The following is a 15492-nucleotide window of genomic DNA, read 5'->3' on the forward strand; positions in this document are numbered from 1 at the left end:
TACCCCCAAATGATGTTCTGTAAGGCTTGGTTAGTGGTTTGCTCGAGCACTTAAATAGTAACATTAAACGATTAAGGGCACTTTCGAAAACTTGCACACACGCTATCAAAAATTGTCCAATATTACGGCTTTTGTAAAAAAATGGCGAAATAGCCAAAACCTTGAAAGGTTGCATGGTTCCTTTTACTTAATAAAATTTGTGACCATTTCGTGAACTGTAATTTTGAAATATACATTACAGATACAGTAATATGTGTCCGCATCACAAAGACATTTGTCTTTTTGCCTAAAGAATGATATTATTCTCAATAACATTTGTGCAATAATATACATTGTTTTTCTCATTCAAGTATGTTAAATTCTGATTATAATTTTTTTTGCTTTAATGAGTCAACGTATTAAACACTGTATAAATATCCAGTTTATACTGGAATTATCCACTAATATTCATCTTTTATACAACATTTTTCAACCGATTTTACTTAACTTACTTAACACTTACATAATTACTTAGATATTGGAGATTTACGATGGCACAGTTATGGGGCGGTAGATTTACCGGAAATATCAATGAACTGGCATGGAATTTCAATGCTTCCATCACCTTTGACAAGAGGTTTCTGGAGGTGGATGTCATGGGTAGCAAGGCTCATGCAGCCATGCTGGCAAGACAGGGCATCATCACCAAGAAGGAACAGGAGCAGATTACAGAGGGACTTGATTCCATCCTTTCCGATGTTAAGGCAGGGAAACTTGAGATTACCACCAAATATGAGGATATTCACAGTTTTCTCGAGGCCAATCTCATAGACAGGATAGGAGATGCCGGCAAGAAGGTTCACACAGGCCGCAGCCGCAACGATCAGGTGGCTCTGGACATGAGGCTATATGCAAGAGGCGAGGTCGAGCATACCGCAGATCTTCTTATGAATATGCTTAAGACCCTGAATGATATCATGAAGGACAACCTCACCACCTACATGCCGGGCTTTACTCATCTTCAGAAGGCTCAGCCCGTTACACTGGCTCATCACGTAGGTGCCTACTTCGAGATGTTCAGAAGAGACCTTCTTAGAATGAAGGATATCAGGAATAGAATGAACTATTGTCCTCTTGGAGCAGGGGCTCTTGCCGGAACCACTTATCCTCTGGACAGAGAGTTCACAGCTTCCGAGCTTGGCTTTTTTGGCCCAACACTTAACAGCATGGATTCGGTAGCCGACAGAGACTACCTTATAGAATACCTGTCAGCACTTTCTACTATAATGATGCATCTCTCCAGATTCAGCGAGGAGATCATCATCTGGAACTCCAACGAGTACAGATTCGTGGAGATTGACGATGCCTATTCCACAGGCAGCAGTATCATGCCTCAGAAGAAGAATCCGGACATCGCAGAGCTGGTAAGGGGCAAGACAGGAAGAGTATACGGAGATCTCACATCTCTTTTGACAACCATGAAGGGTATACCTCTTGCCTACAACAAGGATATGCAGGAGGACAAGGAGGCGGCCTTTGATGCCATAGATACAGTGGACAACTGCCTCACACTTTTCACCGACATGCTCCGTACCCTCAAATTTAATAAGGACAACATGGAAAAGAGCGCAATGATGGGCTTTACCAATGCGACAGATGCAGCAGACTATCTGGTAAACAAGGGAATGCCTTTCAGGGACGCACATTCCGTTATCGGACGTCTGGTGCTTTTTTGTATTGATAAGAAGTGTGCGATTGATGACCTTACATTGGAGGAACTCAAGGAATTCTCAGAGCTCTTCGATAAGGATATATATGATGCCATCAGTCTTGAGACCTGCGTTAACAAGAGACTTACGATAGGAGGACCAAGCCCTTCCAAGATGCAGGAAGTTATAGCATTCAATGAGGAGTTCATGACATCATTTACCATGGAGTAACAGTTTGCATTAGTGTAAATTAGTGACATATGTCACCATCAATATTTATAAGAAAGAGGAGAAATATTATGAGCGAGAAGTTACAGGTAGCGGTTCTTGGCGGAACAGGTATGGTAGGACAGAGATTTATTTCTATTCTCAACAACCACCCCTGGTTTGAGGTTAAGACTATTGCAGCAAGCCCCAGGTCAGCAGGACAGACCTATGAAGAGGCTGTAGGCAGCAGATGGAAAATGGATGGTCCTATCCCCGAGTCTGTTAAGAATATCGTTGTTAAGGATGTTACAGATGTTAAGGCTGTTTCAGAGGACGTTGACTTCGTACTCTCAGCTGTAAACATGTCCAAGGATGAGATCAAGGCCATTGAGGAAGAGTATGCCAAGACTGAGACTCCCGTTGTTTCCAACAACTCAGCTCACAGATGGACTCCCGATGTTCCCATGATCATTCCCGAGATCAATCCCGAGCACATGGATGTCATCGAGTTCCAGAAGAAGAGACTTGGAACCAATGCAGGCTTCATCGCAGTTAAGCCCAACTGCTCAATTCAGAGCTACACACCTGCTCTTACAGCATGGAAAGAGTTCGAGCCCTACGAGATGGTAGCAACAACCTACCAGGCTATCTCAGGTGCCGGCAAGAACTTCGAGGAGTGGCCGGAGATGGTTGGTAACGTTATTCCTTTCATCGGAGGAGAAGAGGAGAAGTCAGAGAAAGAGCCCTTAAGAATCTGGGGTAAGGTTGAGAACGGCGTTATCGTTCCTTCCAATGACATGAAGATCACCTGCCAGTGCATCAGAATTCCTGTTCTTTACGGTCACACAGCAGCTGCCTTCGTTAAGTTCAGGAAGAACCCTACCAAGGAGCAGCTTGTTGAGAAGCTCGTTAACTTCAGCGGACTTCCTCAGAAACTGGAGCTTCCCAGCGCACCTAAGCAGTTCATCCAGTACATGGAAGAGGAGAACAGGCCTCAGGTTACTCTTGATGTCAACTACGAGAACGGCATGGGCGTAAGCATCGGAAGACTCAGAGAAGACACAATCTATGACTGGAAGTTTGTAGGACTTTCACATAATACACTTCGCGGCGCAGCAGGCGGTGCAGTAGAGTGTGCAGAGCTTCTTAAGGCCAGCGGATATATCAATAAGAAGTAATGTAATTGTTCACAATACTATTTAAAGAAGCGAGAACCTATTATGGAAGCCCAGAGACAGATAGATCTTAATTTTTTAAACAGATATTATGAGAGCGGACTCAGCAATATTCTTGTGGTTTACGGCCACAGGAATATTGCTCTTGATCCACTTCTTACCAAATTCCTCGAAAACAGACGAAGCGTTTATTACTGCGCCCGCTCGGTATCATTGAGAGAGCAGCTTTTTTTGTGGGCCAAGGAGCTTAGTCTTTCAGGAATAAATATGAGTAAAAAACCTGATTTTCAGGAGATTCTTGATGTGTGCCTCAAGACTGCAGGCCACAATCCCATCATTCTTGTAATAAGGAACTTCGAGCATATTGTTAAGGCTTCCGCGGATTTTATCAAGGAACTGTCTGACTATGTGACGGAACACGGCAAGCTCAGACAGATCCTTGTTCTTCTTGTGAGCAACGATATCAACTGGGTGGAGAACAGCATGGTTGCGAGCATTGGGAATACGGCCGGCAGTATCTCAGGCTTTCGCAAGATCAAGCCCCTTCCTTTCTCGGAGATGAGGGCATATTATCCCAAGATGTCCTACAGAGATGCGGTTCTGACCTATTCGGTTTTGGGCGGTCAGACGGGCCTCTGGAGATATTTTGACGAGAACCTCTCCTTCAAGGAGAACATATGCAAGAACATGCTTGATCCCGGCTCCTTTTTGCACGATGAGGCCATGAGGCTGACTTCGGAGAACCTCCGTGAGACAGCCGTATATCACACCATCCTGGCTCAGATGGCAAGGGGCATCAACAAGCTCAACGATCTGTATCATGCCACCGGTTTTTCCAGGGCAAAGATTTCTGTTTATATTAAAACACTTATTCACCACGATTTTGCCTACAAGGCTTATTCCTTCGGAAATGCCGGTAGGGAAAATGTCATGAAGGGAGTCTACAAGATAGCAGACCCCCTGCTCAATTTCTATTTTAGATTTATTTTTCCAAATGAAAGTAGTCTTTTGCAGATGCCTGCGGATAAATTTTATGATATATTTATATCTGCGGGAATGCAGAATTATGCCAATGAATACTTCAAGTCCGTTTGCCGCGAATATCTCTTCAGACAGGAGGAACGGGGATTATTTCCTTTTGAGATCGGAGATGAGGGCGAGTGGCTTGGCAAGGATGGTAGCATAGACATCATTACCCAGAGCGATACCGGGGATACCGCTTTCGGAATGTGTTTCTGGCAGAAACAGGCCACCCATTCAGACTTGGACAATATCTACTCCTGCGCACAAAAAGCAAGACTTGAGGGAGATATAATCTATCTCTTTTCAACTTTCGGCTTTGATGATTATCTGCAGGATGCGGCTATGAAATCTTCAGGGAGCCTTAAGTTGATCGGAATAGATGAACTTACGAATGGCTAAAAAATTAATTATTACCGAGAAACCTTCTGTTGCCAGGGATTTCGCCAGAGTTCTGGGGGTATCCGGAGGCAACAGAAATTCAGGTTATATAGAGAATGATAATTATGTAGTTTCCTGGTGCTACGGACATCTTGTTGAGATGGTGTACCCGGAAGTCTACGACGAGAAGTACAAGAAATGGAAGCTGGAAGACCTTCCCTTTCTACCTGAGAATTACAAATATGGCGTGGTGGAAACCGCCAAGGATCAGTACCATACAGTCAATGCTCTTTTGCACAGAGACGACATCGATACCGTCTACTGGGCAGGAGACTCGGGAAAAGAAGGACAGACAATTGAAGAGAATATCAGGAACTATGGCGGTGTAAGACCCGGCATGACTGAGCTTCGCGTATGGATCGACTCTCAGACCGATGAGGAGATCAGACGCGGAATCAATGAGGCAAGGCCCATGAGCGACTACGCGCTCCTTGGAGAGTCAGGTATCATGAGAGCCATAGAGGATTACAGCCTTGGTATCAATTTTTCAAGAGTCCTTTCCGTCAAATACGGCAAGCTAATCAATGACGCCGCAGCAACCACATCCTACACAGCAATTGCATTAGGAAGAGTTATGACCTGCGTTCTGGGCATGGTAGTTCAGAGAGAGCGTGAGATCAGGAACTTTGTTGAGACCCCTTTCTATCGAATAGTAGGGGATTTTGGTGATGCTCATTTACGTGCGGAGTGGAAGGCAGTTCAGGGTTCCAAATATTTTGAGTCCCCTCTTTTGTACAAGGAGAACGGCTTCAAGAAAAAAGAGAGCGCCGAGACCCTTATTCAGGAACTTACAGGCAAGCAGGCTCTCATCGAGAATATCGAGAAGGGTAAGAGCAAGAAGAGAGCGCCGCTGTTATTTAACCTGGCGGAGCTTCAGTCAGAGTGCTCCAAGATATTCAAGATAAGTCCTCAGCAGACTCTGGAGGTGGCTCAGGAGCTCTATGAGAAGAAGCTTACAACCTACCCAAGAACAGATGCCAGAGTTCTCACAACGGCAGTTGCCAAGGAGATAACCAAGAATATCAGAGGCATTACAACCTATGAGGATGTCAAGAAATTCGCTGAGAACGTACTGACCCATGGCATGTACAAGAATCTGGAGAAGACCTCCTATGTGGACGACTCCAAGGTTACCGACCACTATGCCATCATACCTACGGGACAGACGGGGGCTGTCGGCTCTTTGTCACCCCTTGCCAAAAATGTTTATACCCTTATCTGCAAGAGATTTCTGGCGATCTTTTATCCCCCTGCGGAGTATGACACCGCCAAGATCCAGATAAGAGTGGGAGATGAGCAGTTTTTTGCATCAGCCAAGGTCCTTACAACTCTTGGATATATGGAAGTGTCGGGTAAGCCCACAGAGAAGCCTTCCGAGGATAACGGTGAAGAAGATGTAAATATGTCCAAGGAGGACTTCATCGCCTTCGTTAACAGCGCCAATAAGGGCGATGTCATCACCGTCTCCGGCTACGACATCAAGGAGGGCAAGACCTCACCGCCCAAGAGATATACTTCCGGTAACCTTATTCTTGCCATGGAGAATGCGGGTAACCTCATAGAGGACGAAGAACTCCGCGAGCAGATCAAGGGCTCCGGCATCGGAACCTCAGCCACAAGAGCTGAGATCATTGCCAAGCTTGTCCGGATCAAATATCTTAATCAGAACAATAAAACCCAGATAATAACCCCGGAGAATCTGGGAGAGATGATATATGAAGTCGTAAGGCTCACAGTGCCTACGCTTCTGAACCCCGAGATGACCGCCAGCTGGGAGAAGGGCCTTGAGGGAATCGTCAACGGCTCAGTCAACGGCGGCGAGTACAGACGCAAGCTCGAGGACTACATAAGGCGCGAGACCAACAAGATGATAGGAGGGGACCTGACTAATGCCATCGTCTCCAACATCGGTCAGTTCACAGGCAAAAATGCCAAGGGAATCGCCGCAAGACGCCCAATAGGTGTCAAATGTCCCGCCTGCGGAGGAGAGATCACCACCACCTCCTTTGGCTACGGCTGCAGCAATTACTTTATAGATGAGATCAAATGCGGCTTCAGCATCGGCAAGATCGCCGGAGTTGACCTGTCCGAGGAGGATGTTAAGACTCTTCTTACTGAAGGTAAGACAGGCGTTATCTCAGGTTTTGTCGGTAAGAATAAGAAGAAATTCAGCGCAGTTCTTGTACTTAATAAGGATGAGAATGACAAGCCTTCCATCGGATTTGATTTTTCAGAAGTTCCTCTTGAATATGTGGAGGACCTTATCTGCCCTGTCTGCGGCGGCAGGATCGTCAAGACCGGCTACGGCGTAACCTGCGAGAACAGAACAAGGCAAGAGAATCCCTGTTATTTCAGTATCGGCGAGATCGCAGGCAAGAAACTGGATGATAACACCATCAGAACTCTTATTACAGAGAAGCAGACTGATGTCATCAAGGGCTTCAAGTCCAAGAATAAGAAGAGCTTTGATGCCAAGCTTAAGATCCTGGAGCAGGAGGGAAGGCTCTCCATAGTATTTGACTTCGAAGGAATAGAGCCTGACTACCTTGCAGATGTGGTCTGCCCCGACTGCGGAGGCAGGATTATGAAAAAGAGTATCGGCTTTGGTTGTGAAAACTTCAAGGCGGACGATCCTTTTTCATGTAAGTTCTTCATAGGTAAGATAGCGCAGAAGCAGCTCACTGAGGCCAATGTCCTTGAGCTTCTTAAGGAAGGTCATACTCAGACCATCAGAGGCTTCAAGGGTAAGAGCGGCAAGAAATTCGATGCCTGCCTTGTTATGAAGAAGAATGAAACCGGTAAGGCAGAGGTTGCCTTCGACTTTGAAAATGTAGAAGCCAAGACCGTCAAGGATGTGAAGTGCCCCATCTGCGGTGGCGATATTGTGGTAACGCCCTTTGGCTATGGGTGCAGCAATTACAACAGGGAAGATCCCGACAATAGCTGCAAGTTCAACCTTGGCAAGATCGCAGGAGTTAAGCTTAAGGAGGCTCAGGTCAAGGCACTACTGACCAACGAGATCACCGATACCATCACAGGCTTCAAGTCCAAGGCCGGCAATCCCTTTGAGGCCAAGCTGGCACTTGCTAAGGATGAAGAGGGCAAGGTTACAGGTGTACGGTTCGTCTTCGAGAGTGAGGATGAGACCCTTGAAGGGCTTAAGTGTCCCAAATGCGGCAAGAGTATCATCAAGGGGCATCTTGGCTATCGCTGTGAAGACTATTCAAGAGAAGAGGGTGGCTGCAAGTTCTTCATAGGTAAGATCGCAGGAGTGGAGCTATCCAAAGAGCAGTTCACCAAGCTCTTAAATGATAAGATCACTGATACCATCACAGGCTTTAACAGCAAGAAGGGAACCACCTTCGATGCAAGACTCAAATTTGATGATAATTTCACTGTGGTATTTGACTTCGATCAGCAGTAAGATTAATTGAGGTCATATTGCTAATAGGTTATCGAAATGAAGAAGATTATATCAGCCAGAAAAGGGTTCTACTACGAACTCTTTGTACTGGTAATTCCAATTGTAATACAGAATCTAATAGCATCCGCCGTAAGTATGGCGGATGTTGTTATGTTGGGCCGGGTTGACCAAACGTCAATTTCCGCATCGAGTCTTGCCGGTCAGGTGATGTTCTTATTAAATGTTGTTTTCTTTGGTCTTAATTCCGCCCTGACTATTCTTGCGGCGCAGTACTGGGGCAAGGGAGACAGGAAGACTATTTCCAAGATCCTGGGAATCGGCCTTATTATCTCACTGGCAATTACGGTCACTTTTGCTGTGCTGGCTTTTTTCTTCCCAAGATATTTAATAAGGATCTGGACCAATGTTCCGGAACTAATTGATGCGGGAGCGGTGTATTTAAGGTATGTTGCAGTTTCCTATATATTCCTGGGAATAACACAGCCCTATCTGACTATACTTAAGAGCTGCGAGAGAGTAAGATTTGCAACAACCCTTTCTGCAGCAACGCTTTTAATCAATGTGTGTTTAAACGCACTGCTTATTTTCGGACTGGGTCCCTTTCCTGAGATGGGGATTGCGGGAGCTGCCCTTGCAACGACTATATCCTGCGGGACAGGGCTGGTTGTGTGCATAATTGATTTTTGGAAACAAAATATTTTACCGAAGAATGTTTTGGACATGTTCAGGATTCCGGGATATCTGGTTTCGGATTTCGGCAAATATTCGTTGCCGGCATTTATCAACGATGCCATGTGGGGCCTTGCCTTTAACATGAACTCCATAATTATGGGGCATCTGGGATCGGACATTGTTGCTGCCAATTCTGTGGTGTCTGTGGCACGTGATCTGGTAACGGTTGTGGGCTTTGGTATCTCCGCAGCTTCTTCTATTATGCTGGGCAAAGAGATAGGGGAGAACCGGTTGGAGGATGCAAGAAGGGATGCTTCTTCTATAATGAGGGCGGCACTGGTATCCTGCCTGATTTCGGGATTGGTACTGTTTGTGATAAGTCCTTTTGTTCCGGGACTTGTGAAGATATCAGAAACTGCGGCGCATTATCTTAAGATCATGCTCTATATCAACTGCGTGTATCAGATGGGGCAGATAATAAATACCGTACTCATCGCATCGCTCTTTAGATGCGGCGGAGATTCCAGGTACGGAATGATTCTGGATATATCGTGTATGTGGGGGTTCGCAGTTCCGCTGGGACTGATCAGCGCCTTTGTGTTGAAGCTACCACCACTTATTGTATATGTTCTTATGTGTACCGATGAGTTTGCCAAGATGCCTTTTGCTATTCATCATTATTTCAAGAGCGATTGGATCAAGAATATTACTAGGGATTAGAAATGAATATTTATGAAAAATAGTCGATAATTTTCGGATTATCGACTATTTTTATTGCAAATATAAAGTGAACTTTTAGAAATTAGTTTCAAAAAACACAGATTGTTCACAGTTTCAATGTTTACGTCGTTTACGGAAATTTAATAAATTTGCTACTATACTAGCGGAAACATGAAAGAGTTTCAGAGTTTCCTAAAAATGATTAAGTATTACAGATGAATGTAATGAATGGGTGTTACGAAGGAGTAAGTTATGAAAGAGAAATTCACCAGAACAATAGCGTTTATACTTGCCATTGTAATTATGGTGGGATCAATTAATTTCACTGCCGTTAAAGCAGAGGCAGCCAGCTCAAGTATAGTAGGTTTTTATGTGAGCTGGGGAGATACTGCCAATGTGTCGGGTAGTGCGATTAAAACATTTTCAAAATCAAAAGTTGTTACAGACAGATGGGGGAAACTGTCTGAGCAGAAGTTGCAGGAAATCAAATTTGATGTTAATTACAGGGACCAGTATAACGAATATGTTCTGGACCTTGGTAAAGCATATTATGGTTTTGAGGTTGACCATATTGCTATCAAGTTCAGAACGGATAATTCGAAAAATACGATAGACAGAGATAATCCTGGCTTTGGAGTACGTCTTCTTGATACCAATGCTCTTAATGCTACATCTGCTGAGAGCTTAAAGAAGAATAATACCAGTGTATATTATACATGTAAGACCATGCGTAGATCTGATTGGATTTCTAAGGAATTAAAGAAATCAAACAGCTATGAGCTTAATATTTATCCAGGTAGTTATACACCTCCTGTAAATATGGGCGATTGGAGCGGTGAATTCAGCGGACATTTTAAAGCCATCAGCTTTTATCGTGACGATGAAATCAAAAGCTCAGCTTCTTATAACAAGGGCACTTTTAAAGTTGGAATTGAGTCTATCATTATTTACGGTAAGCCATCTGCTACTAAAAAACCTGTATATTCTGATACTAATAATACATATAAAATCACCTATGATTGCACATCCGGAAGCGAAGATAACGTTGAATTTTATAATAGAATCGAAGGCGGAAAACATTGCACAGATGGTTACTTGACATTTACTCATGATTTTCAAGAGAAATACTTCCAGATGAAGAAAGAAGGTAAGAAAAACGAGGTTGATTTAAGCAGGCTCGTAAGTATGGAAGTTGATATGGAAAACAGCTACGATATAAATGTACCTGCATCTTATCCAATATTTACCTATAAGCTGCTGGATGAGAATCAGAATGAGATTTTCTCTTATGAGGATGCATCACGTAAAGGTGTGAATTATATTGAACCTTCAACCGGTATTGCTAAATATTTCGATATTATGGTAAATAACGGTGATTATTATGATTATGATCATCCAACATGGGGAAATAATTATAAATACTCGAAGGATATCAGGATCAAGTCAATAACTTTCACAATGGCCAAAGAGGTCAACCCTTATTCCGGTGGTTCAACAGAAACGCAAGGCAATTCTTCAACATCAGAAAGTACATATTATTATGATGATAAAACATTACAAGAAATGTATGATGCCGCAAATGAAGCATTCAGTGCATATATGAACGCTTTAGCAGCAAAAAGAGATGTTGAAAGTACCCCCACAGCAGCTAATATTAAAAAGGCAAAGGATGCTGCTGATAGAGCAGCAGCAGCAGTAGAGCCTGCTAAGAAAGCAGCTGAGACTGCAAAAAAGATTTCCGAGAATGCACCTAGTTGCCAAGACCGTGATGCGGCGAAAGAATGGATGGAGTACGCAAAACAATTTGGGGAATTAGTAGGTCCCGCCGGAGAGGAAGCTGATGCAGCAGCAGAAACAGCAAAGAAAATCTTTGATAATGCGGCAATAGAGGCAGGAAATAAAGCATCAGATGTTGCTTCGACAACATATGCATTAGGTGGTGCTGCTAAAACCGCCGCTGATGCACTTAAGACAACAGTAAATATCATAACTATAGACGCAGCCAAGAAAGCTGCTCAAGAAGCCAAAGACGCAGCAGGTGTTAAAACAAGTACTAACGAAGAAACAGCTTACGGTGCAGCGCAGGCAGCACATACAGCAGCAGAGCAGGCTTATGCGGAAACAGCCAAGAATACAGCAACAGCCGGTGAAAAAATAGCTAAGGAAGCTGCAGAATATGCAATCGCGCAGGCTAATAGCGCAGAGACAGCAGCAGAGGCAGCGCTGACAAAATTAAATGGCGATGCAGAAGATGCTACAACTGCTGCCAAAAACAAAAAAAGCACTGCAGATACAAGAGCATCAGAAGCGATAACTGCAGCTGCCAACGCAATGACAGAAGTTGCAAAAAAAGAACCTTCTATAACTGAGTTGAAGAGTTTGGCTGATAGAGCAGATGATAAGGCAAAGTCCGCAGAAAATGCAGCCAAGGCAGCAAATAATGCAGCAACTGCTGCAGAAGAGGCAGCAGCACTTCTTATCAGGAAAGATAAAACAGTAGATAATGATTCTGTAGAAGGCAAGGCTCAGCAGGCAGCAAAAGATGCAAAAGAATCGGCTGACAAAGCCAGTGTGGCAGCGGATGCAGCAAGAGCAGCAGCTGCTGCTGCAAGAGCAATAAAGGCAGCTGAGGAAGTAAATGTTGCCATAAAGAACCTTGAGAATAATCCCTCAACAGAGAATGTTGCAGCTGTAAGAAGCGCTGCTTCAGCTGCTTCAACAGCAGCTACTGAGGCAGAGACCTGGGCAGGTAAGAAATCAGTATCAACAACAGATCAGGATGTAGCAGATGCCGCTGTTAAAGCTAAAAAAGCAGCAGCTGCTGCAGCAGAGGAAGCAAAAGATGCAGTTTCAGCTGCAGATATTGCAGCGGGAAATGCAGAAGAAAACATGGATGCTGCAGCAAAGGAAGCTGCAAAAGCAATCAGAGAAGCAAAGGAAGCAGCAGAAGCAGCAAAAAAAGCAGCAACAGCTGCAAAAAATGCATCTGAATCAGTTGATACTAAAGCGGAAATTGAAGCTGCATATAAGGCAGAAAAAGCAGCAACAGCCGCAGCAGCAACTGCAAATGCAAAAGCTGCAGCTGCAAATACTGCAGCAAGTAAAGTTGTTGATAATGCAGACTTAAAGCAATCTGTTATAGATGCTGCAACCGAAGCTACAAAGCAGGAGAGCGAGGCAAAAAAACAAGCTACAGCAGCTAAGAATGCAGCAGATAATGCCAGAAAGGCTCTTGATTCTGCCGCAAATACTCAGACAGGATCTGACATTACATCAGTTGCCAGCTTAAAAGAGCAGTTAGAAAGTGCAATGACTGCATTAAGCAATGCAGTTGGATATCTTAATGACGATAAAACAGCAGGTAACATCGCCGCAGTTTATATGAGTGCAAATACCGCTGAGTCTACTGCAACAACAATTAAAGCTACTGCAGAAGGATATAAGGCAGCAGCGGAGAAAATAATAAATGAAAAGCTTCTTATAAATGAAGACTCTGAAAACGAAGCTTTTTACAGTGAAAAGACTATTGAAATTGCCAAGCAGCTTTTGGAAGCAGCTAATAGCATTATCAATGAAGCAAATACTGCTATAGATACAACCATTCCGGCAGCACGTCAGGTAGCAGATAATGCCCAGAAGGATCTGGACGACAAGGCAATGAATGATGCTATTTATGCTGCAAAAAAAGCAAATGATTCTATGCAGCTTGCTAAGGATGCAGAAGATGCTGCAACAGGTAAGAATAATGCTCTTACAAAAGCACTTAATAAGCTGGGAGAAGAGCTTACTTACGACAATATAAATGCAGTAAATAATGCCGCTACCGATGCACAGACCGCAGCAGGAAGCGCTGCAACCAAAGCATCTGAGGCAAGTACTGCCGCAACTAATGCCAAGAATGCTGCTGAAGCAATTTCACAAGAAAAAGCTGATGCAAATGAAGATTATAATAATGCCAAAACTGCAGCAAGTAATGCTTCGGAAGCTGCAAATAGCGCAGCTGAATCAGCTAAAAAAGTAGCTGATGAGGTATCCAAAGCTGCTATCGATGCTTTGGCAGAAGCGGAGAAAGCAAGGAAAAAACTGAACGCACAGAGCGCAGTAGATGCATTAAATACAGCAAAAGGAGAACTTGATAAAAAAGTAAAAACAGAGAATGCTGATGAGAATGATACATTGGATTTAGCCAATGATGCTCTCACAAATGCAAATAATGCACTTGAACAGGATGAAAAGACTTCAGAAGAAAAAATTGCTGACCTAAGTGATGCAGCTATTGAAGCCATAAATCTGGCTCTGGATATCATTAATGCAGCAGAGGCAGTAATAAATGCAGCAGATGCTGTAATCAGCGCAGCCGAAGAGATGGAAGAAGGCGATGCTAAGAATAATGCTATCAGCGCTGCTAACGAAGCTAAAGGGCAGGCAGAAAACATTAAGGCAAAAGCACAGGAATTACTGGAAAATGCTGAAAAAGCACAGGAGATTGCAGAAGATGCTCAGACTGCTCTTGACCTTGCCAAAAAAGAAGGAGCTCTTAGAATAGCGGAAGAAACCGACAAGGCAGCAGAAGATGCCCATAATAAGGCAATTATTGCAGAAAATGCCGGTAAAAAACTTAAATCCGAAGAAGAGCCGACAATAGAAGATGTACGTGCTACCAAAAAAGCAGCTGAAGAAGCAGAAGAAGCAGCCAAAGAGGCCGAGAGACTTCAGGAATTGGCAGAAACAGCAGCTAATGCAACTTTAGATCCCGATGCCAGAAAAGCAGCTGAGGATGCAGCCGGGAATGCAAAGGATGCAGCCAAAGAAGCGAGGGATGCAGCCAAAGATGCAAAGGCAGCTGCAGATAAAGCTGCTCGTGAAATTATTGATGATCTTATCAAGAAAATAATTGATGCAGCTGAGGTTGCAGAAAACAGAGCAGGTGATGCAGCAGATGAATACGGAAAAGCGCAGACAGCTGCAGCAAAGAATCCTTCCGAAGCTACAATAAAGGAAGTTCAGACAGCTGCAGACAATGCACAGACCGCAGCAAATGAGGTGCATGACAAGGCTCTTGAAATCTCTGATGCTTATGAGAGAGCCATAGAAGCAGCTAAGGAAATCAGTGATCCCGACAAAAAGTCCGCAGCAGCTGCAGCTATTGAAAAGGTTGCAGATGATAAAGATGCAGTATTGGGCAAAGGGGATGAAAAGGGCTTCGATGCTCAGGCTGCCGATGATGCAGCAAATGCTAAAGCTATGCTTGATGAAGTTAAGAAGAACTTTGCAAGTGATGCAGTAAAAAATGCAGGGATTGCAGTAAGTAGTGCCAATACAGCAATACAGGCCGCAAAGGATGCAGCTGACAAGGCAAATAAGGCAGCTCAGGTAGCAAGAAAGGATCCTTCAAAGGAAACAATTGCAGCAGCAAAGACAGCTGCCGGTGAAGCAAAGACTGCATATGATAATGTAATTGCAACAGTACAGCCCGCCAAGGAGGCAGCTAAGGCAGCAATTTCAGCTGCAGCCGTAACTGATGATGGTGATATTAGCTCACAGGCAATACAGGCAGCAATTGATGCTGCCGGAATTTCAGCAGATGCCGCAACTGCAGCAGATACTGTTGATAAGGCAATGGAAAATGCCACTACAGCAGCCGGTGAAGCTACGGCTACCCTTGAGAGTGCAGCAACAGATGCAATCCGGGCAGCAAATGATGCAGCATCAGCTATAACAAAAGAGGAAGGCGTAGTTAAAAAGGCAGAGGCAGCCATTGAGGCAACCAACACTCCTTCAATAGAAACAGTTTCAGCAGCTAAAATTGCAGCTGATGAGGCAGATGATGCCGCCCAGGCAGCCATTGACGCCGGGGCTGCAGCAAGAGAACTTGCTGCAAAGATGGCAACAGAGGAAGAGGCAAAAGACGAAACAACCACAGCTTACAAGCTGCTCCAGGCAGCAGAAGCAGCAGAGGCAGCAGCCGGGGAGGCCCAAAAAAAGGCTACAGACGCCAGAACAGCAGCAGAGACTGCACAGGGCAAGCTTGACAAGGATCCTGCAGCCTACAGCACAGTTCTTGTAGAGAAGAACAAGGCAGAGGCAGCAGCAGCGAACGCCGAAGCAGCTAAGAATACAGCAGTTTCAGAGAGCGATACTGCCA

The 15492-nt window shown here is 44.4% G+C and carries 6 protein-coding genes; all 6 read left to right on the top strand.

The window, feature by feature from the left end; all coding sequences use genetic code 11:
* Positions 1-530: 530 nt before the first annotated feature.
* Complete coding sequence (gene argH / locus G588_RS0102185) at positions 531-1919, top strand: argininosuccinate lyase (protein ID WP_022777120.1); 1389 nt, start codon at positions 531-533, stop codon at positions 1917-1919.
* A gap of 68 nt (positions 1920-1987) precedes the next feature.
* Complete coding sequence (gene asd / locus G588_RS0102190; RefSeq protein ID WP_022777121.1) at positions 1988-3073, top strand: aspartate-semialdehyde dehydrogenase; 1086 nt, start codon at positions 1988-1990, stop codon at positions 3071-3073.
* Between the two features lie 42 nt (positions 3074-3115).
* Positions 3116-4492, top strand: coding sequence for an ATP-binding protein (locus tag G588_RS21170; RefSeq protein WP_022777122.1), 1377 nt, complete (start codon positions 3116-3118; stop codon positions 4490-4492).
* Positions 4485-7955 carry a DNA topoisomerase III gene (locus G588_RS18855; protein WP_022777123.1) on the top strand — a complete coding sequence of 1157 codons (3471 nt, stop codon included), beginning with the start codon at positions 4485-4487 and terminating at the stop codon, positions 7953-7955. Before G588_RS21170 ends, G588_RS18855 begins: the two co-directional genes overlap by 8 nt.
* Before the next feature lie 36 nt (positions 7956-7991).
* On the top strand, positions 7992-9347 hold the full coding sequence (locus G588_RS0102205; RefSeq protein ID WP_022777124.1) for an MATE family efflux transporter: 1356 nt from the start codon (positions 7992-7994) through the stop codon (positions 9345-9347).
* 252 nt (positions 9348-9599) lie between these two features.
* Positions 9600-15492 (top strand): hypothetical protein (locus tag G588_RS0102210; RefSeq protein ID WP_022777125.1); only part of this gene is annotated, 5893 nt, incomplete at its 3' end.

The sequence above is a fragment of the Butyrivibrio sp. AE3009 genome, from assembly GCF_000420845.1.
Classification (GTDB): domain Bacteria; phylum Bacillota; class Clostridia; order Lachnospirales; family Lachnospiraceae; genus Butyrivibrio.

Coding starts and splice junctions, on each gene's coding strand:
- argH (WP_022777120.1), top strand. CDS start 531: ATGGCACAGTTATGGGGCGGTAGATTTACCGGAAATATCAATGAACTG.
- asd (WP_022777121.1), top strand. CDS start 1,988: ATGAGCGAGAAGTTACAGGTAGCGGTTCTTGGCGGAACAGGTATGGTA.
- G588_RS21170 (WP_022777122.1), top strand. CDS start 3,116: ATGGAAGCCCAGAGACAGATAGATCTTAATTTTTTAAACAGATATTAT.
- G588_RS18855 (WP_022777123.1), top strand. CDS start 4,485: ATGGCTAAAAAATTAATTATTACCGAGAAACCTTCTGTTGCCAGGGAT.
- G588_RS0102205 (WP_022777124.1), top strand. CDS start 7,992: ATGAAGAAGATTATATCAGCCAGAAAAGGGTTCTACTACGAACTCTTT.